A 17,491-nucleotide genomic window follows, 5' to 3' on the forward strand; every position below is an offset into this window, starting at 1 on the left:
TCAGAGGACCTGGCGACGCTCGGCGCGAGCGCCGTACTGGCCGCACTCGCCGCACGCACGGTGCGGGATGTGCTTGGCGCCGCAGGCGGGGTTCGCGCACGTCACCAGGGTCGGCGCAACGGCCTTCCAGGCCGAGCGGCGGTGGCGGGTGTTGCTGCGCGACATCTTCCGCTTCGGAACAGCCACTGTTATCTCCTCATAATTCGACCGGCCGGATCTCGACCGGCTACTGAAGCCTGTTGTGCTGGATTACCTTAGTTGCTGGAGTCGTCTTTCAACGAAGCCAGCCCCGCCCAGCGCGGGTCGACCTTGTCGCCGTGGTCGTGCCCGGGGTCGTCCGCGAGCCGCGCCCCACACTCGGGGCACAGTCCCGGACAGTCGTCCTGGCACATCGGCTGGAACGGCAGCGCGAGCACCACCGCATCCCTGAGCACCGGCTCGAGGTCGATCAGGTCGCCCTCGGTCCGGCTGGTCTCGTCGTCCTCATCAGGGTCCTGGCCGTCACGAGAGTCGTTGTAGACGTACAGCTCCTGGATGTCGACCTCGGCTTCGTCCTCGATCGGCTCCAGGCACCGCACGCACTCGCCCTCGAGGACCGCAGAAGCAGTCCCCGTGACCAGCACACCCTCCATGACCGCCTCGAGCCGCAGGTCGAACTCGACCGGCGAACCCTCGGGGACAGAGAGGACTTCGATACCAAGATCCGCCGGCGCCGGCGCCGTCAGCTCGACGTGACGCTCGGACCCCGGGCGGCGGCCGAGCTCGCGTGTATCGAGCACGAGCGGCGCTCTCGGGTCCAGGGCAGTCATGTTTCACTTCCGGAGAGGGCACGACAGATCAGATGAGATCTTACCGGGACCGGGCGACGGCGACCAAAAGGACGCTCGCCACCGCGACCACGCACGCGACCCCGGCGACGCCCGCCGCGGCCCAGGCCGCCGGCTGGAAGACCGGCGCCGTCGCCAGGTCGCCCCCGGAGGGGTTCGGCGGGGCGATGTGGGCGACGAAGACGGCGTACGTGGCCGCCGCCCAGACGCCGACCAACGGCCCCGCCAGGCGGGGCGTGACGGCGAGCCCGAGCGCGGTGAGCAGGCTGGTCACGACGGTGAGCGGGATCAGATAGCGCCAGTACGCTCCCCCGCCACCCGCCGCATAGTTGAGCTGGATCCCGACGATGACCACGGTCAGGGCGAGCAGCAGCAGCGCCGTCGCCACCCGGACGGGCTCCCGGCGCGTCCGGGCGAACGCGCGGAGGCCGACCACCAGGCCGAGCACGAGCGGGGCGATGGTGAGCACCGCGCCGATGGTGACGTGCTCTTGGAGCGCCGGCGGGATCAGGAGCTGGCGCCAGATGTCCGGGTCGGCGGCCACGTCGAGCACGGGACGTACCTCCCGGTCGTGCAGCGGGCCGCCGGGCTTGCCGACGAGGTCGGTCTGCATGCCGGACCAGCTGCCGGTGGCGCGGAAGTTGCGGAGGTAGAACCACGCGTTGGCGCCGACGGCGAGGAGCACCGCGAACCCCAGCCGCACGATGCCCGCCAGGTCGCGGCGCGGGCCGAAGAGCCAGACCAGGCCGAGGGTCGTCGCGCACAGGCCGATGAAGACGACACCGGGGAGCCGGGTGCCGAGGGCGGCCGCGGCGTACAGACCGAAGAGGACCAGCCCGCGGGTCCGGGGCCCGTGACGGAGAAGCCAGACGGTCTGCCCCACCAGGAGGGTGGCCCACAGCACGAACAGGTTGTCGTTGAAGACGACGCCGCCGAGCCTGGTCAGCGCCGGGCTGAGCGCGGTGACGAGGCCGGCCGCGATGGAGACCTCCGGACGGCTGGGGACGATCAGGCGCGTCGTCCACATCACCGCGGCCACGACCAGGCAGGTGATCACGAGGGAGATGCCGCGGGCGGCCATCCCGGCGGCGAGCAGGTGGCCGGCGTCGGTGAGCGGTCCGACCACGGGGGCGAGCAGCAGGTAGAAGAGCGGTGGATGCTGTCCGGTCCAGTCGAAGGGCAGCGTGTAGCCCCAGACCTGCGGCATCCGCATCGGGTCGCCGACGCTGATCAGGGTGCCGTGCCAGAGCTGGTAGGCGTGGTCGACGTGGGCCACCTCGTCCTTGGTGCCGTAGAGCGGCGAGGAGAGCGCGTAGCCGGCGCACACGCCGGCGCAGGTGATGAGGTTGGCGATCAGGCCGGCGGTCCAGAGCTGCGGTGCGGTGGGCCGTGCGGTGGGCACAGGGATCTCCCGAGTGGTTCGGTGGCTTCTGACAGGGCTGAGGCAGGGGCGGGTGGGGGAAGGTCGCCGGCGCGACGGGTCAGGAAGGCGGCGACCAGGGCGACGACGACATCGGTCAGGACGGCGATGCCCCGGGCCAGCAGGGCGACCAGCAGCGCCCGCCCGGGCGAGAGGACGCCGGAGAGGGCGACCACCAGCACGGCCTCGCGCAGCCCGGCGCCGGCCGGGAGCCCGATCGCGGCCATGCCCAGGCTGAACCCGAGCGCGTAGCCGCCGACGCCGGCCAGCAGCGAGGGCAGCGGGTCGCCGCCCAGGCCGACCACGACCACCCAGATCTGGAGGCCCAGCAGGAGCCAGACCAGGCTCTGCAGCGCGAGCGCCGTGCCGATCCCCCGCCAGGTCGGCAGCACCTCGAGCGGCTCACGTCGCAGCATCCCCAGCACGGTGTCGACGGCCTTCGCGAAGACCGGCGGATGCAGCGCGACCAGGATCAGCGGCAGGAGCAGGACCGCCCACCAGTAGCGCGCGAACGTCTCCTGCCCCAGGAACGGCATCAGCAGCACCGAGACCATCACCCCGGCACCGACGGCGATCGCCAGCACGAGCACACCCTGGGTCAGGGACGTACGCCGCGGCACCCGCTCGGCACGGGCGAGCTCCATCTGCCCGACGATCGTCCACACCGAGCCGGGCAGGTACTTCCCCAGCTGGCTGACGTAGAAGATCCTGGCCGCGGGCACCAGCGGCAGCGGCGCGCCGAGATCGGCGAGCACCACCCGCCACATGAGCAGCGCCACGCCCTGGGCGAGCACGGTCAGCACGAAGGCGACGCCGAGCACCCACAGGGGCAGCTCCTCGAAGCCGCGCACGAGCGCGTGCCAGTTGCGGTGGACCGCGTACGCCGCCACCAGGACGACGATCCCGACGACCACCGCCTCGAGCGGCACCGCCTTCGTCCAGCCTCGGCCCACAGGTCCTCCCTGGCAGCACTTTTCGGTGCCGACATCTCGGATGCGGGGTGTGCTGCTCGATCTCTCCTTGCCCTCGACCCTAACGTTGAGGTGATGCACATCGTCGCCTTCGGCACCTACGACGTGGCCTCCCATCCGCGGGTCGCGGTACTCATCGAGGGCTTACGCGCCTGTGGCGCGGAGGTCACCGAGGTCAACCGGCCGCTCGGTCTCGACACCGCCGCGAGGGTGGCGATCCTGCGACAACCGTGGCGGCTGCCGCTGCTCGTGCTGCGCCTGCTGACCTGCTGGGGCGGCCTGGTCATGGAGTCGCTGCGCCGGCGCCGGGACGGGCGTCCTGACGCCGTCCTGGTCGGCTATCTGGGCCACTTCGACGTGCACCTGGCCCGCCTCCTCCACCCCCGCTCGACCATCCTGCTCGACCACATGGTCTCGGCGGCCGGGGTCGCCACCAACCGGCGGCTGGCCGGCTCCGGCGGCCTCAAGCTGCGCCTGCTGAAGGCGATCGACGCGCTGGCGCTGAAGCGGGCCGACGTGGTCATCGTGGACACGGTCGAGCAGCAGCAGGCACTGCCCGAGGACGTACGCCGGCACTCGGTGGTGTGCCCGGTGGGTGCCACCACGGAGTGGTTCGACGCGGGCGCCCGGGCGCTCGCGCGGCCGACCGAGGCACCGCTGCAGGCCGTCTTCGTCGGCCTCTTCTCCCCCACCCACGGCGCCCCCGTGATCGCCGACGCGCTCGACCTCCTCGCCGACGACGAGCGGATCGAGGTGACGATGGTGGGCCAGGGCCAGCAGTACGCCGAGGCCCGGCGCCTCGCCGCCGGCAACCCGCGCGTCTCCTGGGTCGACTGGGTCGACGCCGAGGACCTGCCCGACTTCGTCGCCGGGTTCGACGTGAGCCTCGGCATATTCGGCACCGTCCCGCAGGCACGCCGGGTGGTGCCCAACAAGGCGTTCCAGGGCGCCGCCGCCGGCGCGGTCGTCGTCACCTCCGACACCGCGCCCCAGCGGCGGATGCTGGAGAGCTCGGCCCTGCTCGTCTCCCCGGGCAGCCCGGAGGAGCTCGCCGCGGCCCTGGCCAAGCTCGCCGACGACCCCGACGAGGCCCAGCGCCTGCGCGAGGCGGCCTACGAGCAGGCGCGGGAGCACTACACGCCGCAGGCCGTCGCCTCCCCCATCCTCGAATGTCTCCACTGACCCGACCCCGACCCCGATCTCGCCCCAGGAACCAGATGCCGCTCACCGCCACCGACCGCCCGCTACCCCCGCTCGCACCGCGCGCCTGGCTCCGCTACGACGTCGTCAGCCGCATCGTCGACCGGCTGGCTCCGTCCACGGCGTTGGAGATCGGCTGCGGCCAGGGCGCTTTCGGCGCCCGTCTGGCCACCCGCGCCGACTACCTAGGGATCGAGCCCGACGCGGACTCGTTCGCGGTGGCGTACGAGCGGATCACGTGCCTGGGCGGCAGCGTGCTCAACGCGATGTCCTCGGAGCTGGAGACCGGGGTGGCGTACGACATGGTCTGTGCCTTCGAGGTGCTCGAGCACATCGAGGACGACAAGGGGGCGCTGGCCGAGTGGGTCAGCCATGTCCGCCCCGGCGGGCACCTGGTGCTCTCGGTGCCCGCCTTCCAGGAGCGGTTCGGGCCGATGGACCGGCATGCCGGGCACTTCCGTCGCTACAGCCCCGAGGAGCTCACCCACCGGCTGGAGGAGGCCGGTCTGGACGAGGTCGACGTCACCGTCTACGGCTGGCCGCTCGGCTACGCGCTGGAGGCGGTCCGCAACCGGATCGACGCCAGGAAGCTGGAGCAGGTGGGCGACCTCACGCCCGAGGAGCTCACCCGGGCGACCGGGCGTACGTTCCAGCCCAGCGGCCGGCTCAAGGGGGCCGTCATCGCGCTCGCGACCAGCCCGTTCATGGCCCTGCAGCGGCTCCGCCCCGACACCGGCACCGGTCTGGTGGCCGTCGCGACCCGGCGTGACTGACCCGGCCGGCGTCGAAGACTTGACCGAACTGCCGCGTGCGCTACCGGCGCCCGGTACTGACTACTCATAGATTTTCGGCTTGTGTTCTCATCAGATCGGTGGCGCGCGGGCGTCGTCCTGGCGCTTCTCGTCCTCCTCGTCGCGGTGACCTTCGGTCCCGCGCTGGTGGGTCACGGGATGCTGCTGGACACCGGATGGCTGCACGCGATGATGCCGTACGCCGCCGACGGCCCGATCCCGCAGGGGACGCTCTGGTGTCGCGGCGACACCTGGGACTACTACCTGCCCGGCGTGGAGAACATCGTCGAGGGCGTACGCCACGGCAACTGGCAGACGTGGGCGCCCTACGAGGTGGGCGGCGCACCGCTGGCCTCGCTGCCGAACCACGCCGTGCTGAGCCCGGTCTCGTGGCCCTACTGGGTGATGCCGATGTGGCTGGCACCGGCCTGGGTGAAGCTGACCGAGCTGGTCCTGGTGCTGGCCGGGATGGTGCTGTTCCTCGGCCGTCTCGGGGTGCGGCGCAGCATCGCGCTGGTCGCCGGGACGGTCTTCTTCACCTCCGGCTTCATGATGATGTGGACCAACTGGCCGCACACCAAGGTCGCCTGCCTGGTCCCGTTGCTGCTGTGGGCCCTCGACCGTGCGGTGCGGGAGCGAGGCGCTCGCGACCTCGCCGCCGTCGGCCTGGTCGTCGCCGCGATGCTGCTCGGCGGGTTCCCGGCGGTGACGATGTTCGCGCTGACCCTGGGCGGCATCTACGTGGTCGTGCGTGCGCTCGCGCTCCGCGACGTGCGCCGCACGCTCCTCGCGGGCGGCATCGCCGCCGGCGGCGTCGGGCTCGGGGTCGCGCTCTCCGCGGTCCAGGTGCTCCCCTTCGCGCTCAACATGAGCGCTCTCGGGCTCGACGAGCGGGTCCCCAACCAGGTCAAGCCCGCCAGCCTCGCGCTGACGGCCGTCGCCCCCGACGTCTACGGCACCTGTGTCGACGGGCTGTGGGCCGGCGAGGACAACCCGATCGAGTCGATCTCGTTCGTCGGTGTCGCGGCGCTGATCCTGGTCCTGTGCGCCCTGGTCCTCAGGCTCCCCGGCGGTCGCCGCCCCTCGACGCCCACCCTGCTCGCGGTCGTGCTGGCCGCGATCGTCTGGCTGCTGTGGATCGGCGGGCTGCCGCTCGAGCTGCTGCAGAAGCTGCCCGGCTACAGCTCCAACAGCTTCGGGCGGGCGAACTCGATCTTCGGGTTCCTGTGTGCGGTCCTGGCCGGGATCGGGCTGGAGCGCCTCCTCCAGCGGGCCGAGAGCTCGCCGTCCGCCGATGGGGAGGGTCGGTCGTGGCGTCCGCGGGTGATGGTGGCGCTGGTCGTGCTGGTGGCGGCCGTCGGGGTGGCGGCGTACTTCCTGTACGCGGCCTACGCCTTCATCGACGGCGCCCCGCGGCCGATACCGGACGTCGCCGAGAAGCTGCGGGTGCCGGCGCTGCTGGGCGTGGTCTCGGTCCTCGCGGTGGCCGCGACGCTGCTGCTGCGGGGCCGGCTGCGGCTGCTGGGCCCGCTGGTGCTCGTGCTGGCGGTGCTCGCGCAGAGCACCATGTTCGCGCGCGAGGTGCTGCCGCTCACCGATCGCGACGACTTCTACCCGGTCACGCCGGCCCACGAGTTCTTGCAGAAGAACCTCGGCGAGGAGCGCTACGGCGCCTCGGGCTGGGAGCACTCGGGCGTCGCCGACCACTACCGGCTGCGTACGCCGACGGGCCATGAGTTCACCGCGCCGGAGTGGAAGGCGCTGATCGCGGCGGTCAGCCCGGACGCGCAGCTGTCCCGGACCTACAGCGACTTCCCCGCCAACATCCCCACGCCGGGACGTCAGCCGGTGCTCGACCAGCTCTCGGTCCGCTACTGGGCGACCCAGCCGCTCGAGGTCATCGGCACCTCGGAGCCGACGCCGGTGCCCGTCGACCAGCGGCAGCCGCTGACCGTGCCGCCCGGCGGGCAAGCGACGTGCCTGGTCCCGAAGGGCGACCTGCGCGGGATCGAGGTCACGGTGCCCGACGGCCTGAAGCCGCGGGCGCAGACGCCGACGGTCGTCCGGGTCAGCGTCGGGGCCGGCGCCGAGAAGGCCACCTCCGAACGGGCCATCGCCGTCAACCGGCCGCTCGGGCGCGGGGAGAAGCTGCGCGTCGCGGTGCCCGACCATCGCTTCACCACCGGGCCGGTGCCGGTCACCATCTCGTTCTCGGGGAAGCGGAAGCCTGTCCGTCTCGCCGGCCGCACCGACGGGTCCGCCGTCTGCGCCGCGGTCCGGCCGGAGCCGGGAGACGGCCTCCGGGTGGTGCACACCTCGGCCGGCGCGGTCGTCTACGAGCGCGCGAGCGCGCTGCCGCGGATCCGCTGGGCGGGCACCAGCGAGGTCGTCACCGACGGCCCGACCCGGGTTCGCCGGCTGACCGACGGCGTCGCGCCCGGCACGGTGCTGCTCGACGACGACTCGACACCGGCCGCGTCCGGCTCGACCGCCCGGGTCGACGTACGCCGCGACGAGGCCGAGACGATCTCGGCCGAGGTCACCGCGGACGGGGCCGGCTACCTCGTCGTCGCCGACTCGATCGCCCGCCCGGGCTGGTCGGCGACGGTCGACGGCCGCTCGGTGGACCTGGTCGCCGGCAACCACGCCTTCGCCGCCGTGCCCGTCCCCGAGGGAACCCACACGGTCACGCTGCGCTACGAGGCCCCGGGGCTGCGTACGGGGGCCGTGGTCTCGCTCCTCGGCGCCCTGGTGACGCTGGGTCTGCTGCTCGTCCCCCGGGTCCTGGACCGACGTCGTGGCAGACGCGGCGTGGCCCCGTCCTGAACGCCAGGTTTCCTTAGCACATACGCCGGATGACACCCGCGAGGGGGCGTGGGGCCGCGGATTCCACGCGGTAATGTGGCGGCTCAGAAGCCCTTCACCAAACCCCCGAAACCTGTGTTCGGTCCCACTACTTGCCCTGAGGTCCCTGTGAAGCTTGTCGTTCAAGTCCCCTGCCTCAACGAGGAGGAGACGCTCCCGTCCGTCCTGGAGTCGATCCCGAAGCAGATCCCCGGCATCGACGAGATCGTCATCCTGATCGTCGATGACGGGTGCACCGACCGGACGGTCGAGGTCGCCAAGGAGCACGGCGTGCGCGAGTTCGTGCACCACTCCCGCAACCAGGGTCTCGGCCGCAGCTTCCACGACGGTGTGGTCCGCGCGCTCGAGCTGGGCGCCGACATCGTGGTCAACACCGACGGCGACAACCAATACCCGCAGGATCGGATCACCGACCTGGTCCAGCCGATCATCAACGGTCAGGCCGACATCGTCATCGGCGACCGGCAGGTCGACCGGATCGAGCACTTCTCCGGGCTGAAGAAGAAGCTGCAGAAGGTCGGCTCCAAGGTGGTCAACATGGCCGCCGAGACCGACCTGCCCGACGCGGCCAGCGGCTTCCGTGCCTACTCGCGCGAGTCGCTGATGCTGCTCAACACGGTGACCCGCTTCTCCTACTGCATGGAGACGATCATCCAGGCGGGCAACAAGCGGATGAAGATCGCCTCGGTGCCGATCGAGACCAACGCCAAGACCCGTGAGTCGCGGCTGTTCAAGTCGATGCCGGAGCACATCATGAAGTCGGGCGCGGCGATCGTGCGCTCCTACATGATGTACAAGCCCTACGCCATCTTCGTCTGGCTCACCGCCGCCTTCTTCGTGCTCGGCGCCATCCCGTTCGTGCGCTACCTGGTCCTGTGGCTGAGCGGCGACAACGGCAACCACATCCAGTCGCTGCTGCTCGGCGGCGTGCTGATCAACCTGGCCTTCATGTCCGCGATGCTCGGCGTGATCTCCGACCTGATCCGCACCAACCGGGTGCTCATCGAGGACGACCTGGAGCACACCAAGAAGGCTCGCTTCGGCAAGTCCGGCACCGAGATGCTGCGCGACCAGACCTCGGTCGCCGAGTTCGACCTGCCGCACACCCAGACACGTGCCACCGGCGAGACGTGGACGACCAGCCTGTGACGACGACCCACTCCGACCCGGTCTCCGCCACGGAGGCCGGGTCGTCGGCTACGCCCAGCCCTGCCAAGCGGCTGCTGAAGATCGGTCTCGCGCTCGTCGTCGTGCTCGGCGGCGCCTACCTGGTCTGGCGCCAGCGCGCCGACCTGGCCACCGCGGTCCAGGAGCTGAGCCTGGGCCGCGTCGCGATCGCCGGCGTCCTGGCGATCGTCGGCACCATGCTGATCGGCCAGATCTGGGTCGCGCTCCTGCACGGCATGGGCATCCGGCCCTCGCTGCGCGAGTCCCACTCGGTCTTCTACGTCTCCCAGCTGGGCAAGTACCTGCCCGGCTCGGTGTGGCCGGTCGTCGCGCAGATGCAGTTCGGGCTGCGCTGGGGCGTCGCGCGCCGGACCATGCTCGGCGTCAACATCCTCTTCATGGGGATCGTCGTCGCCAGCGGCATCGGCGTCGGCGCGCTCCTGCTCCCCTGGTCCTCGTCCGAGGGGCTCAGCCGCTACTGGTGGCTGCTGCTCCTGCTGGTGCCGCTGGCCGTCTGCCTGCACCCGCGCGTCGTCCCGGGCGTGCTCGACTGGCTCTTCGCCCGGCTCGGGAAGGAACCCCTCGGCGTACGCCTCACCGCGCGGGGGCTCTTCACTGCCATCGGCTGGGCGGTGCTCGCCTGGGTCGCCTTCGGCCTCCACCTGGCCGTGATGATGCAGTCGTACGCCTCGGTGGGGCTGCTCGAGGTCGCGGCCGCGACCGGTGGGATGGCCCTGGCCTGGGCCGCGGGGATCGCGTTCATCCCCGCCCCGGCCGGCGCCGGGATCCGGGAGGCGCTGCTCGCCCTCACCCTCGGCCCGATCATCGGGGTCCCCGAGGCGCTCACCGTCGCGCTCGCCTCGCGCGTCCTCCTGCTCCTTGCCGATGTGGTGCTGGCCGGTCTCGGAGCGCTCCTCGGGCGGCGTACGTCCTGACCGGCCAGGCCGCGAGGCAGACGGCGAGCACGCCGCACACCACACCCGCGGCGACGACGAGCTCGGCGCCGCGCGACTCGGAGTTGGGCAGCCGGCCGGCGTAGATCGCCGAACTGACGAACCAGTCGAAGATCAGCAACGCGTACGCACCCAGCATGAGGGTGATTGAAGCCGCGACCAGCTGCGCCCGCGGCTCACGGGAGCCGACCGGGATCAGGTCGACGAGCGCCATGAGACCGACGGCGAGCGCGGTTGCCAGCAGGGGCATCAGCGGCATCAGGTAGCGGTCGTTCGGGTTCCCGCCACCCGCGACGAACCCGACCAGGTTCGCCAGGACGAGCGCCGCGTGGACGGTGAGCAGCAGCCATCCCGCCCCCGAGGAGGGCTCATCCGCCGGCCCGGCGATCCTCCGACGGACGACCAGCACGAGAAGTCCTGCCGCCGCGACGACGGCCAGCACATCGACGACCACGACGTACCCCTCCGCCAGCAGCGGCACCCACAGGCGTTCGTACCAGTCCACCCAGAGCGAGCCGTCCGTCACGATCTGCCACCAGGTCCCGTTCGGCTCCCGGTCGAACTTGTCCAGCAGCGCAGCGGTGGCGGTCGGGTCGTCGTAGAGGACGATGTTGCGGACGTAGAACCAGCCGGTGGCGAGCGCCGGGACACCGGTGGCCACGGCCGAGGCCGCCAGCGCGCGGATCACGCCGCGGCGGGAGTGGTCCTTGAGGAGCAGAGCCAGCGCGATGGCCGCACCGCACAGGACGACGGTCAGAACCCCTGGCGCCTTCGCCCCTGCCGCGGCGGCCCCGGCCAGCGCGACCAGCGTCAGTCGCCCCGGGGACGGGCCACGGTTCAGGATCCGGATCGTGGCCAGCAGGGTCAGCGACGACGCCGCGACCGCGACCCCGTCGTTGGCGATGTGCCCACCCGCGCTCACCAGCACGGCGCACGACGCGCTGATGCCCGTGGCCAGGAACCCGACCGCGGCCCGCTTCGTCACCTCGAAGGCGATCAGGCCCACCAGCAGCACGCACAGCGCGGAGCCGACGGCATTGATGAGCCGCATCCCGACGATCATCACCTGCGGCGCGTCGAGCGCCCCCGCCGCGGCCACGAACGGCAGCGACATCAGGTAGTAGAGCGGAGGATGGTTCGCGGTCCAGATGTGGCGGTGCGGCTCATCGACCATGGTCCCCAGCCCCTCGACGACCTGGGGATAACGGCCGGCGTCCGTCGTCACGGGCGTGTCGATCGTCGGCAGCCGCCCCGAGGCAAGCTCCACCGCGTAGCCGGCGTTCGGCCCCTCGTCCCGGGTCTGGTACTGCAGCGCCCGGGTCAGCGCCACGTAGCTGCTCAAGCTCATCGCGAAGAACGCGATCAGCACCATCGCCGCCAGCAGCCGCCTCGGGGGTCGTACGTCGACGCGGTCCTCGTGGGTGGAGCGGAGCATTCAGGACCTTCGGGTGGGCTTGCGGGCTGATGGCGACCCTATGCCAGGTTCTCCCGTGCTCTCGTGCTCTGGTTGCGTGTCCCTCGATTTGACTCCGACTAGGTCAGTTTGCTGAAGGTTCTGGTGCCGTCGGGGTGAACCTCGACCGCCCGCTTCTCGAACGGCTCGAGCGATCGGTGCACCCAGATGCGGAAGCGCCGGTGCTCCTCCGCGATCCAGACCTCGGCGCAGGGCTCGTAGTCCTTCTCGATCGCGGCCTCCACCCAGCCGCCGCGGGCCATCGCGGCCGTCTGCAGCACCACCGGCACCTCGCCGCCAGCCATCATCGCCCTCAGCTGCTTCTCGTTGCGACCGAAGTCGTAGTGGAACAGGTAGAACGGCGTCGGGTTCTCGACATCGAGGGCGTCGTACAACGACAGCTGGTTGCCCAACACGAAAGCGGTACGGCCTCCCTTCAAGCACCGTGTCATCTCGGGTCGTATCGCGTCTCCCCAGACATCGGCGGCCTCGAGCTGACGACTGTCCCGGCTCAGGTCGTCGACGTGCTCGACCGCTGAGGCCAGGGGAATCACCCCCAGGACGAGGCAGGCACCCGCGGAGACCGCGACCAGCCTCGCCCGCAGCCTCGTGCCGATCATCATGACGCTCACCACCAGCACGAGGATCACCGGGCCGACAAGGCTGTGGGCACCGAAGCCGAACGCCAGAGCTGCTCCCACCCACGCCGCCCCGGTTGCGAACCCCACGACCGCCGTCACCCACTGCTGCCCGGACATGGACCTCGTCCGACTCGGCACCGAGATCTGGTCCCGGCGGTCATACACGTCGCAGAGGGCGAAGATCAGCGCTGCGAAAACCAGCGCACTCACGGTCTCGGCGTGTCCAGGCCCGGGGCGTCGGATGGGGACGGTCGCGAGAAGCAGCGCACACAAAGCGAGGAATCGCGTCGGGTCGCTCGCCAGACGCCAGATGACCGGTACGAACATCAGCAGCAGCAGGAAGGGATAGACAGCGACGATGAGGTAGCCCTCCCCGTCGGACGGCACATCGAAGAAGGGCCAGCCGAAGTGGTTCGGAAACTGCTGAGCCTGACCGAAGACGACCTGGCGGTTGAGCTCGGCGAGGCTCATTCCGTAGCCGATGCGGTAGAACAGCACCTCCGACACGAACCCTGCCAGGATCCCGGCGGCGAGGGCGGCACAGCGTGTCAGTCTCTCCCGCGCCGTTGCCTCGCGCCGCCCGATGAGCTCGTACAGTCCCGCCGCACCGGTCAGCAGGATCGCCAGCTCGACATGTTGCCAGAAGAGGGCCGCCGGCACCAGCAACCGCACGACCAGTAACCAGCGTCCGGCGTCGAGCCGACCTCCGGGCAGAAGGATGAACGCGAAGAGGACAGGCAGGACGTACTTCACCTGCGCGGGCGATGCGAGTGTCAGGACGGCCAGCGCCATGGCGACCATGGCAGCCGGATGCAGGCGTCTGCGCAGTCCCATCGCGGCCACGAGGATCGCAGACAGCGTGACGGCAAAGAAGCGGCCCAGCAAGAACTCCCACCACAGCGGATCGCCACCGGCGAGGCGATAGACCAGGGCGTTCACCCACCATGAGCCGGCGTTCCAGCCGTGCTGGAAGTCGATCAGCGGGACCGCACCCTCGGCCGTGAGCTTACCGAGGTAGTACTGCGCGCCTCTGTCCCCGGTCAACGGCTCCATCTGTGCGGTGAGGGTGTAGGCGGCGCAGACGACGGCGACCACGACGATCACAGCGAAGGTCGCCCATCGGACCCGGCCGATGGGTTCCCGCACTCGGCGTGCGGGCGAGGGGGTCGCCGGCGTGGCCGCCGCATCGAGCATGCTCCGAAAGTACGCGCTGCGGCAGGCAACCGGGGGCGGAACGCTGCGACCTACGTCATGAGGCAATGCTCAGGCAGGGGCCATCGACGGCGTGAACAAGAGCACCCAACAAGCACTTCTCGCGCCCAGACATCCGAGGAACCATCCCCGTCGGATCTGGGTCGGCGTCAGATCCGCTCGGCGCGATGCTTGATCAGCCGCGAGGCGTCCTCTGCCCCGAGCCTGATCTCCCGATCCACGTCGTTGCCGTCCACGATGAACTCGAGCGCGCCCTCATCGGTGTAGAAGCGGCGTACGAGTGCCTCCAGCTCCTCCGCCTCGCTCAGGCCCAGCCTGACCGCCAGCGCAACGATGTCGTCGGCATCCTTTGAGCGCTGAGCGACGAGCTTCGTCGCGAGCAAGAGGTCATCCGAGGCATAGGTGACTCGGAGCCCAGGAGCATCTGGAGGCTCGAACATCGCCGGCGGGAGCGGCGGCATCCACATGTTGGCGTTCGAGTTCAGCCAGTTCATCGGTAGCCCACGTTCAGCCGCCAGCGCGCGGGCAGCCTCGATCACCACCGGCTGGCGGGTGATCCCGTCGACGTCGACGGTCACCCGGTCCACGCGGATCCCGGTCGCGGCGATGGCGGCGCCCCCAACGACGAAGACAGAGGCAGCGACGCCTTGTTCCCGAAGCCGCCCATCGAGCACCGACAGCAGCTCCTCGATCTCGGTTGCGGTGAACTCGTGCCGCCGATCAACACTCATGCCGTGGCCAGGTCACGCTCTGGGACGTAGATGTGGAGGCGGCGAAGCCACGGTGGGGTTCGTGCGACAACCCGCTCAGGACTGAGGAAGGGGTGGGCTGGCTGCCAGTGCTCTTCGAGAGGTTCGATCCGGGTCCACTCAGGCGCAGAAACACCCACATCGTCGAACTCGTGGAACGCGAGCGCGGCCAGCAGGGCGTCGAACCCGACGTCACCGGTCGATCCAGGGCCGGCCTCCCAGGAACCCGTCATGTCGAGGTCACCGTAGCCAGGGTCGGTCAACATGAGACGCAGGTGGTCTCGGCCCTGGAGCAGCATCCGCCAGGCCCAGGCTCTCTCCCCGGTCCTGAGAGCGCGACGAATCTCCGCCGCGGTCTCGGGAGCGGACATCAACCTACGCTCACGCGCCTCCGCGAGGGCGTTCGCCAATCGGCGCGCCCGGACACAGAACCAGGCGGAGGGCCGCGTCGATCCGCTCAGGTAGGTGGACATCCGCGGCGCCGACGTCCCGACCGCACGGGCGAACGCGGCCTGCGAGAGCCCGCTGATCGCGACCGACCGCCCCAGGTCGTCGATGACCTCCTGGGTGTCACGATCCAGATTCTGTGGCTGCACAGGACCATCGTATCACTGGCGCATTATCAAATCCGATAACAAGTTGGCCAGGCCCTAGGGGGTCGCCATCGCCTGGCCCTGGCGAATGGTGAGATCGCGCTGAGCGACCTCGCCGCGAGACTTGTGGGTCCAGACAGTGACGGTGGTGGCCTGCTTCTCGATCCTCACGACCGAGCACGGCACATAGTTCGCGCGGATCGCGTCGGTGAGCCAGGGCTGCGGCGTGTGCAGGGGCATGGTCTCGATGATGACCGGGATCGAGCCGTCCTCGAGCTGAGGCACCAGCACGTCCTCGTACTGCGCGAAGTCGTAGTGGAACAGGTAGTAGGGCGTCGGGTTGGTGATGTCGAGGGCGTCGTAGAGCTCGAGATAGTTGGGCATCACCAGGGCCTCGCGGCTGCCGCCGCTGCAGCGCTCGTACTCGGGGCCTGCCCAGCGGGCGATGGCGTCGCTGACGACGAAGGACTTCGCGTCGCGGCGCATGTCGTCGAGGTGGTCGACGGAGGCGAGAGCGGGTACGCAGCCGAGCACCACCAGAGCACCGGCCGAGACCGCCGCGACAGCCCCGCGGAGGAAGGCCGCGCCGAGGACCGCTCCGGCGACCGCCAGAGTCACGAGGAGCACGGCGCCGGCCATGCTCTGGAGGCCGAAGCCGATCCAGAGGGTGACGGCTGCCCAGGCAGCTCCGGCTGCGGCGAGCGGTAGCGCGGCAACGGACTGTGTTGGTTTCGACACGCTCGCTGACGCTCGCGGCTCAACCGACGAGGACGTACGGCGCTCGTAGAGCTCGGCGACCGCGAGGACGACGGCGAGGAGGACGAGGGCGGAGACGGTGGTGGTGTGCGGGTTGTCGACGCGCCGGATCGGGACGACGACGAGGACGAGCCCGGCCAGCGCGATCAACCGGGTGGAGTCCGAGATCCGCTGCCACACCAGCGGCACGAAGGGAATCAGCAGCGCGAACGGGTAGAGCGCCAGGATGAAGAAGCGTCCCGACTCGGTCGGCAGGTCGAAGAAGTTCCAGACGGCGTACTGCGCACCTTCGTGCGTCTCGGTCTGCCCGAGGATCACCTGGCGGTTGAAGTCGGCGAAGGAGAGCCCCCACAGGACCTTGTACGCCACCGCCTCGACGACCAGCCCGAGCACGAACCCACCGGCCAGCTGCACACAGTGGAGGATCCGGGTGCGCCACGGCACCGACCTCCGCGCGAACAGCTCGAAGAGCCCCGAAGCACCGGTGAGAAGCACCGCCAGCTCGACGTACTGCCAGAAGACGACGGCCGGGAGGAGCACGCGTGCGGCCGCGGCCAGGCGCGGACGTGACTCCAGCGGCCCCACCGGGAGGAGGACGAAGACCCACAGCAGGCAGATCGTGTACTTGATGTGCAGCGGGGTCGCGAGCAGGAGCACCCCGAGTGCGACCGCGATCATCACGGCCGGGTGCAGCCGCAGCCGGAGCCCGATGGCGGCGGCGAGCACCGCGCCGAGGCCGGCGCCGAGGAGACGGCCCCAGAGGAAGTACCAGATCGTCGGGCTGCCGCTCGCGATCGCGTAGAGCGCCGCGTTGACCCAGAACGAGCCTGCGTTCCAGCCGTGCTCGAAGTCGACCAGCGGGATCGCGCCATGGGCGGTGATCTCGGCCAGGTGGTACTGCGCACCGAAGTCCTGGGTCAGGAACGAGCCGTTCTGGGCACCGACCGAGTAGGCCGCCCAGACCAGCGCCGCGACGCAGACGCCGGCGAACGTCGCCCACCTGATCACCCCGACCGGCTCCGTGTGATCAGTTCTCGAGTCCCCAGGTGACGCCATGACGGCGACCCTATGAGAGCGGGCGCCCGGCGTGGATGATCCACGCCGGGCGCCCGGGATGACCTGGGTCTCAGCCCTTCGTCAGGACCGAGGTGCGCTCGGGGTAGGGCAGGGTCGGGGTGAGACCGGCGTGGATGGTCTCCTTCATCCCCGAGGCGGCGATGGCCTCGACGTAGCGCTTGCGGCGGCTGTTGTCGAAGACGATGATCCCGCCGGGAGCGAGCCGGTCCTTGGCCTTCTCCAGGCATGCCTCACGGGCACGCCCGTCGATCACCACGAGGTCGAACTCGCCGTCGACGTCGTCGATGGAGTTGACGTACGCCTCGAAGTCGAGGCCGGCGTGGCCCTCCTTCTGCGAGGGAACGACCGGGTTCGAGGACTCGACCGGCTCGATGATCCGCAGCGAGACCCTCTCCTCGCCGGCGAGCTCGGCCTGCATCATCTCGCCGAAGCCCCGGTGGTGCTCGACGGAGTGGATCTCGTCGACGCGACGCGAGAGCCAGATGGTGGAGGCACCGGAGCCGTACTCATAGACCCGGATCGGGCGCTCACGCTCGCTCAGCCAGGCGTCGACGGCGGTGATCGCGTCGTAGGTCCACCACGGTACGTCGAGCTTCGCCATCGCCAGGGAGTCGTAGACCTTGGTGAGCGAGTGGGCCCAGTGGCGCCAGCGCTGCTCGACCGGCGGTGCGGTCTCCTTCGCGAGTCCGGTCTTCGTCAGCCCGCGACCGACGGCCTTGAGGGAGGCGGCGTAGGACTGCTTGGCCAAGGAAAGCGGCGAACGGCCTGAGGTGGACATTGATCTCCAGAGAAGGGATTGTCGGGGAGCCCTGGGAA

15 protein-coding genes are annotated in these 17,491 nt (G+C 70.4%); 5 read left to right on the plus strand and 10 right to left on the minus strand.

Annotated elements, in window-relative coordinates:
* From rpmF to ACZ6WN_RS19060, 4 genes are all read right to left on the minus strand, one after another.
* Positions 1-186: a 50S ribosomal protein L32 gene (rpmF, locus tag ACZ6WN_RS19045; protein WP_008358292.1), complete on the minus strand. Its 186-nt coding sequence runs from the start codon at positions 184-186 to the stop codon at positions 1-3.
* Between the two features lie 68 nt (positions 187-254).
* Positions 255-809 carry a YceD family protein gene (locus ACZ6WN_RS19050; RefSeq protein ID WP_465866753.1) on the minus strand — a complete coding sequence of 185 codons (555 nt, stop codon included), beginning with the start codon at positions 807-809 and terminating at the stop codon, positions 255-257.
* A 40-nt stretch (positions 810-849) separates the two neighbouring features.
* Positions 850-2,229 carry a hypothetical protein gene (locus ACZ6WN_RS19055; RefSeq protein ID WP_465866754.1) on the minus strand — a complete coding sequence of 460 codons (1,380 nt, stop codon included), beginning with the start codon at positions 2,227-2,229 and terminating at the stop codon, positions 850-852.
* A complete protein-coding gene (locus tag ACZ6WN_RS19060; RefSeq protein WP_465866756.1) occupies positions 2,181-3,200 on the minus strand; it encodes a lysylphosphatidylglycerol synthase domain-containing protein in 1,020 nt (339 codons plus the stop codon). Before ACZ6WN_RS19060 ends, ACZ6WN_RS19055 begins: the two co-directional genes overlap by 49 nt.
* 93 nt (positions 3,201-3,293) lie before the next feature.
* Between ACZ6WN_RS19060 and ACZ6WN_RS19065 the strand changes: the two genes are divergently transcribed.
* From ACZ6WN_RS19065 to ACZ6WN_RS19085, 5 genes are all read left to right on the plus strand, one after another.
* Entirely contained in the window at positions 3,294-4,400 is a 1,107-nt protein-coding gene (locus ACZ6WN_RS19065; protein ID WP_465866757.1) for a glycosyltransferase, read from the plus strand.
* 35 nt (positions 4,401-4,435) lie between these two features.
* Complete coding sequence (locus tag ACZ6WN_RS19070) at positions 4,436-5,191, plus strand: class I SAM-dependent methyltransferase (protein ID WP_465866758.1); 756 nt, start codon at positions 4,436-4,438, stop codon at positions 5,189-5,191.
* Positions 5,192-5,272: 81 nt separating this feature from the next.
* Positions 5,273-8,035, plus strand: a complete 2,763-nt coding sequence (locus ACZ6WN_RS19075; protein WP_465866760.1) for a YfhO family protein — start codon at positions 5,273-5,275, stop codon at positions 8,033-8,035.
* 147 nt (positions 8,036-8,182) lie between these two features.
* Positions 8,183-9,223 (plus strand): glycosyltransferase family 2 protein, encoded by a 1,041-nt coding sequence (locus tag ACZ6WN_RS19080; protein WP_465866761.1) that lies wholly within the window; start codon positions 8,183-8,185, stop codon positions 9,221-9,223.
* Entirely contained in the window at positions 9,220-10,176 is a 957-nt protein-coding gene (locus ACZ6WN_RS19085) for a lysylphosphatidylglycerol synthase domain-containing protein (RefSeq protein WP_465866763.1), read from the plus strand. Before ACZ6WN_RS19080 ends, ACZ6WN_RS19085 begins: the two co-directional genes overlap by 4 nt.
* On the opposite strand, the gene ACZ6WN_RS19090 is transcribed toward ACZ6WN_RS19085, so the two are convergent.
* From ACZ6WN_RS19090 to ACZ6WN_RS19115, 6 genes are all read right to left on the minus strand, one after another.
* Positions 10,085-11,629 (minus strand): phospholipid carrier-dependent glycosyltransferase, encoded by a 1,545-nt coding sequence (locus ACZ6WN_RS19090; protein ID WP_465866765.1) that lies wholly within the window; start codon positions 11,627-11,629, stop codon positions 10,085-10,087. The two genes, ACZ6WN_RS19085 and ACZ6WN_RS19090, sit on opposite strands and share 92 nt — an antisense overlap.
* Before the next feature lie 98 nt (positions 11,630-11,727).
* The gene (locus tag ACZ6WN_RS19095; RefSeq protein WP_465866767.1) at positions 11,728-13,482 is read right to left on the minus strand and encodes a hypothetical protein; all 1,755 of its coding nucleotides are present in this window, start codon (positions 13,480-13,482) and stop codon (positions 11,728-11,730) included.
* Between the two features lie 167 nt (positions 13,483-13,649).
* A complete protein-coding gene (locus ACZ6WN_RS19100; RefSeq protein WP_465866769.1) occupies positions 13,650-14,231 on the minus strand; it encodes a hypothetical protein in 582 nt (193 codons plus the stop codon).
* Complete coding sequence (locus ACZ6WN_RS19105; RefSeq protein WP_465866770.1) at positions 14,228-14,845, minus strand: helix-turn-helix domain-containing protein; 618 nt, start codon at positions 14,843-14,845, stop codon at positions 14,228-14,230. Before ACZ6WN_RS19105 ends, ACZ6WN_RS19100 begins: the two co-directional genes overlap by 4 nt.
* Positions 14,846-14,899: 54 nt before the next feature.
* The gene (locus tag ACZ6WN_RS19110) at positions 14,900-16,654 is read right to left on the minus strand and encodes a hypothetical protein (RefSeq protein ID WP_465866771.1); all 1,755 of its coding nucleotides are present in this window, start codon (positions 16,652-16,654) and stop codon (positions 14,900-14,902) included.
* A gap of 70 nt (positions 16,655-16,724) precedes the next feature.
* Positions 16,725-17,453, minus strand: a complete 729-nt coding sequence (locus ACZ6WN_RS19115) for a class I SAM-dependent methyltransferase (protein ID WP_465866772.1) — start codon at positions 17,451-17,453, stop codon at positions 16,725-16,727.
* Between the last annotated feature and the right edge of the window lie 38 nt (positions 17,454-17,491).

This window comes from Nocardioides sp. NPDC054178 (assembly GCF_055585005.1).

What these genes read in the sequence shown, in the direction of transcription:
- ACZ6WN_RS19115 (WP_465866772.1), bottom strand. Translation starts at nt 17,453, where the DNA reads ATGTCCACCTCAGGCCGTTCGCCGCTTTCCTTGGCCAAGCAGTCCTAC.
- ACZ6WN_RS19050 (WP_465866753.1), bottom strand. Translation starts at nt 809, where the DNA reads ATGACTGCCCTGGACCCGAGAGCGCCGCTCGTGCTCGATACACGCGAG.
- ACZ6WN_RS19090 (WP_465866765.1), bottom strand. Translation starts at nt 11,629, where the DNA reads ATGCTCCGCTCCACCCACGAGGACCGCGTCGACGTACGACCCCCGAGG.
- ACZ6WN_RS19065 (WP_465866757.1), top strand. Translation starts at nt 3,294, where the DNA reads ATGCACATCGTCGCCTTCGGCACCTACGACGTGGCCTCCCATCCGCGG.
- ACZ6WN_RS19095 (WP_465866767.1), bottom strand. Translation starts at nt 13,482, where the DNA reads ATGCTCGATGCGGCGGCCACGCCGGCGACCCCCTCGCCCGCACGCCGA.
- ACZ6WN_RS19070 (WP_465866758.1), top strand. Translation starts at nt 4,436, where the DNA reads ATGCCGCTCACCGCCACCGACCGCCCGCTACCCCCGCTCGCACCGCGC.
- ACZ6WN_RS19100 (WP_465866769.1), bottom strand. Translation starts at nt 14,231, where the DNA reads ATGAGTGTTGATCGGCGGCACGAGTTCACCGCAACCGAGATCGAGGAG.
- ACZ6WN_RS19110 (WP_465866771.1), bottom strand. Translation starts at nt 16,654, where the DNA reads ATGGCGTCACCTGGGGACTCGAGAACTGATCACACGGAGCCGGTCGGG.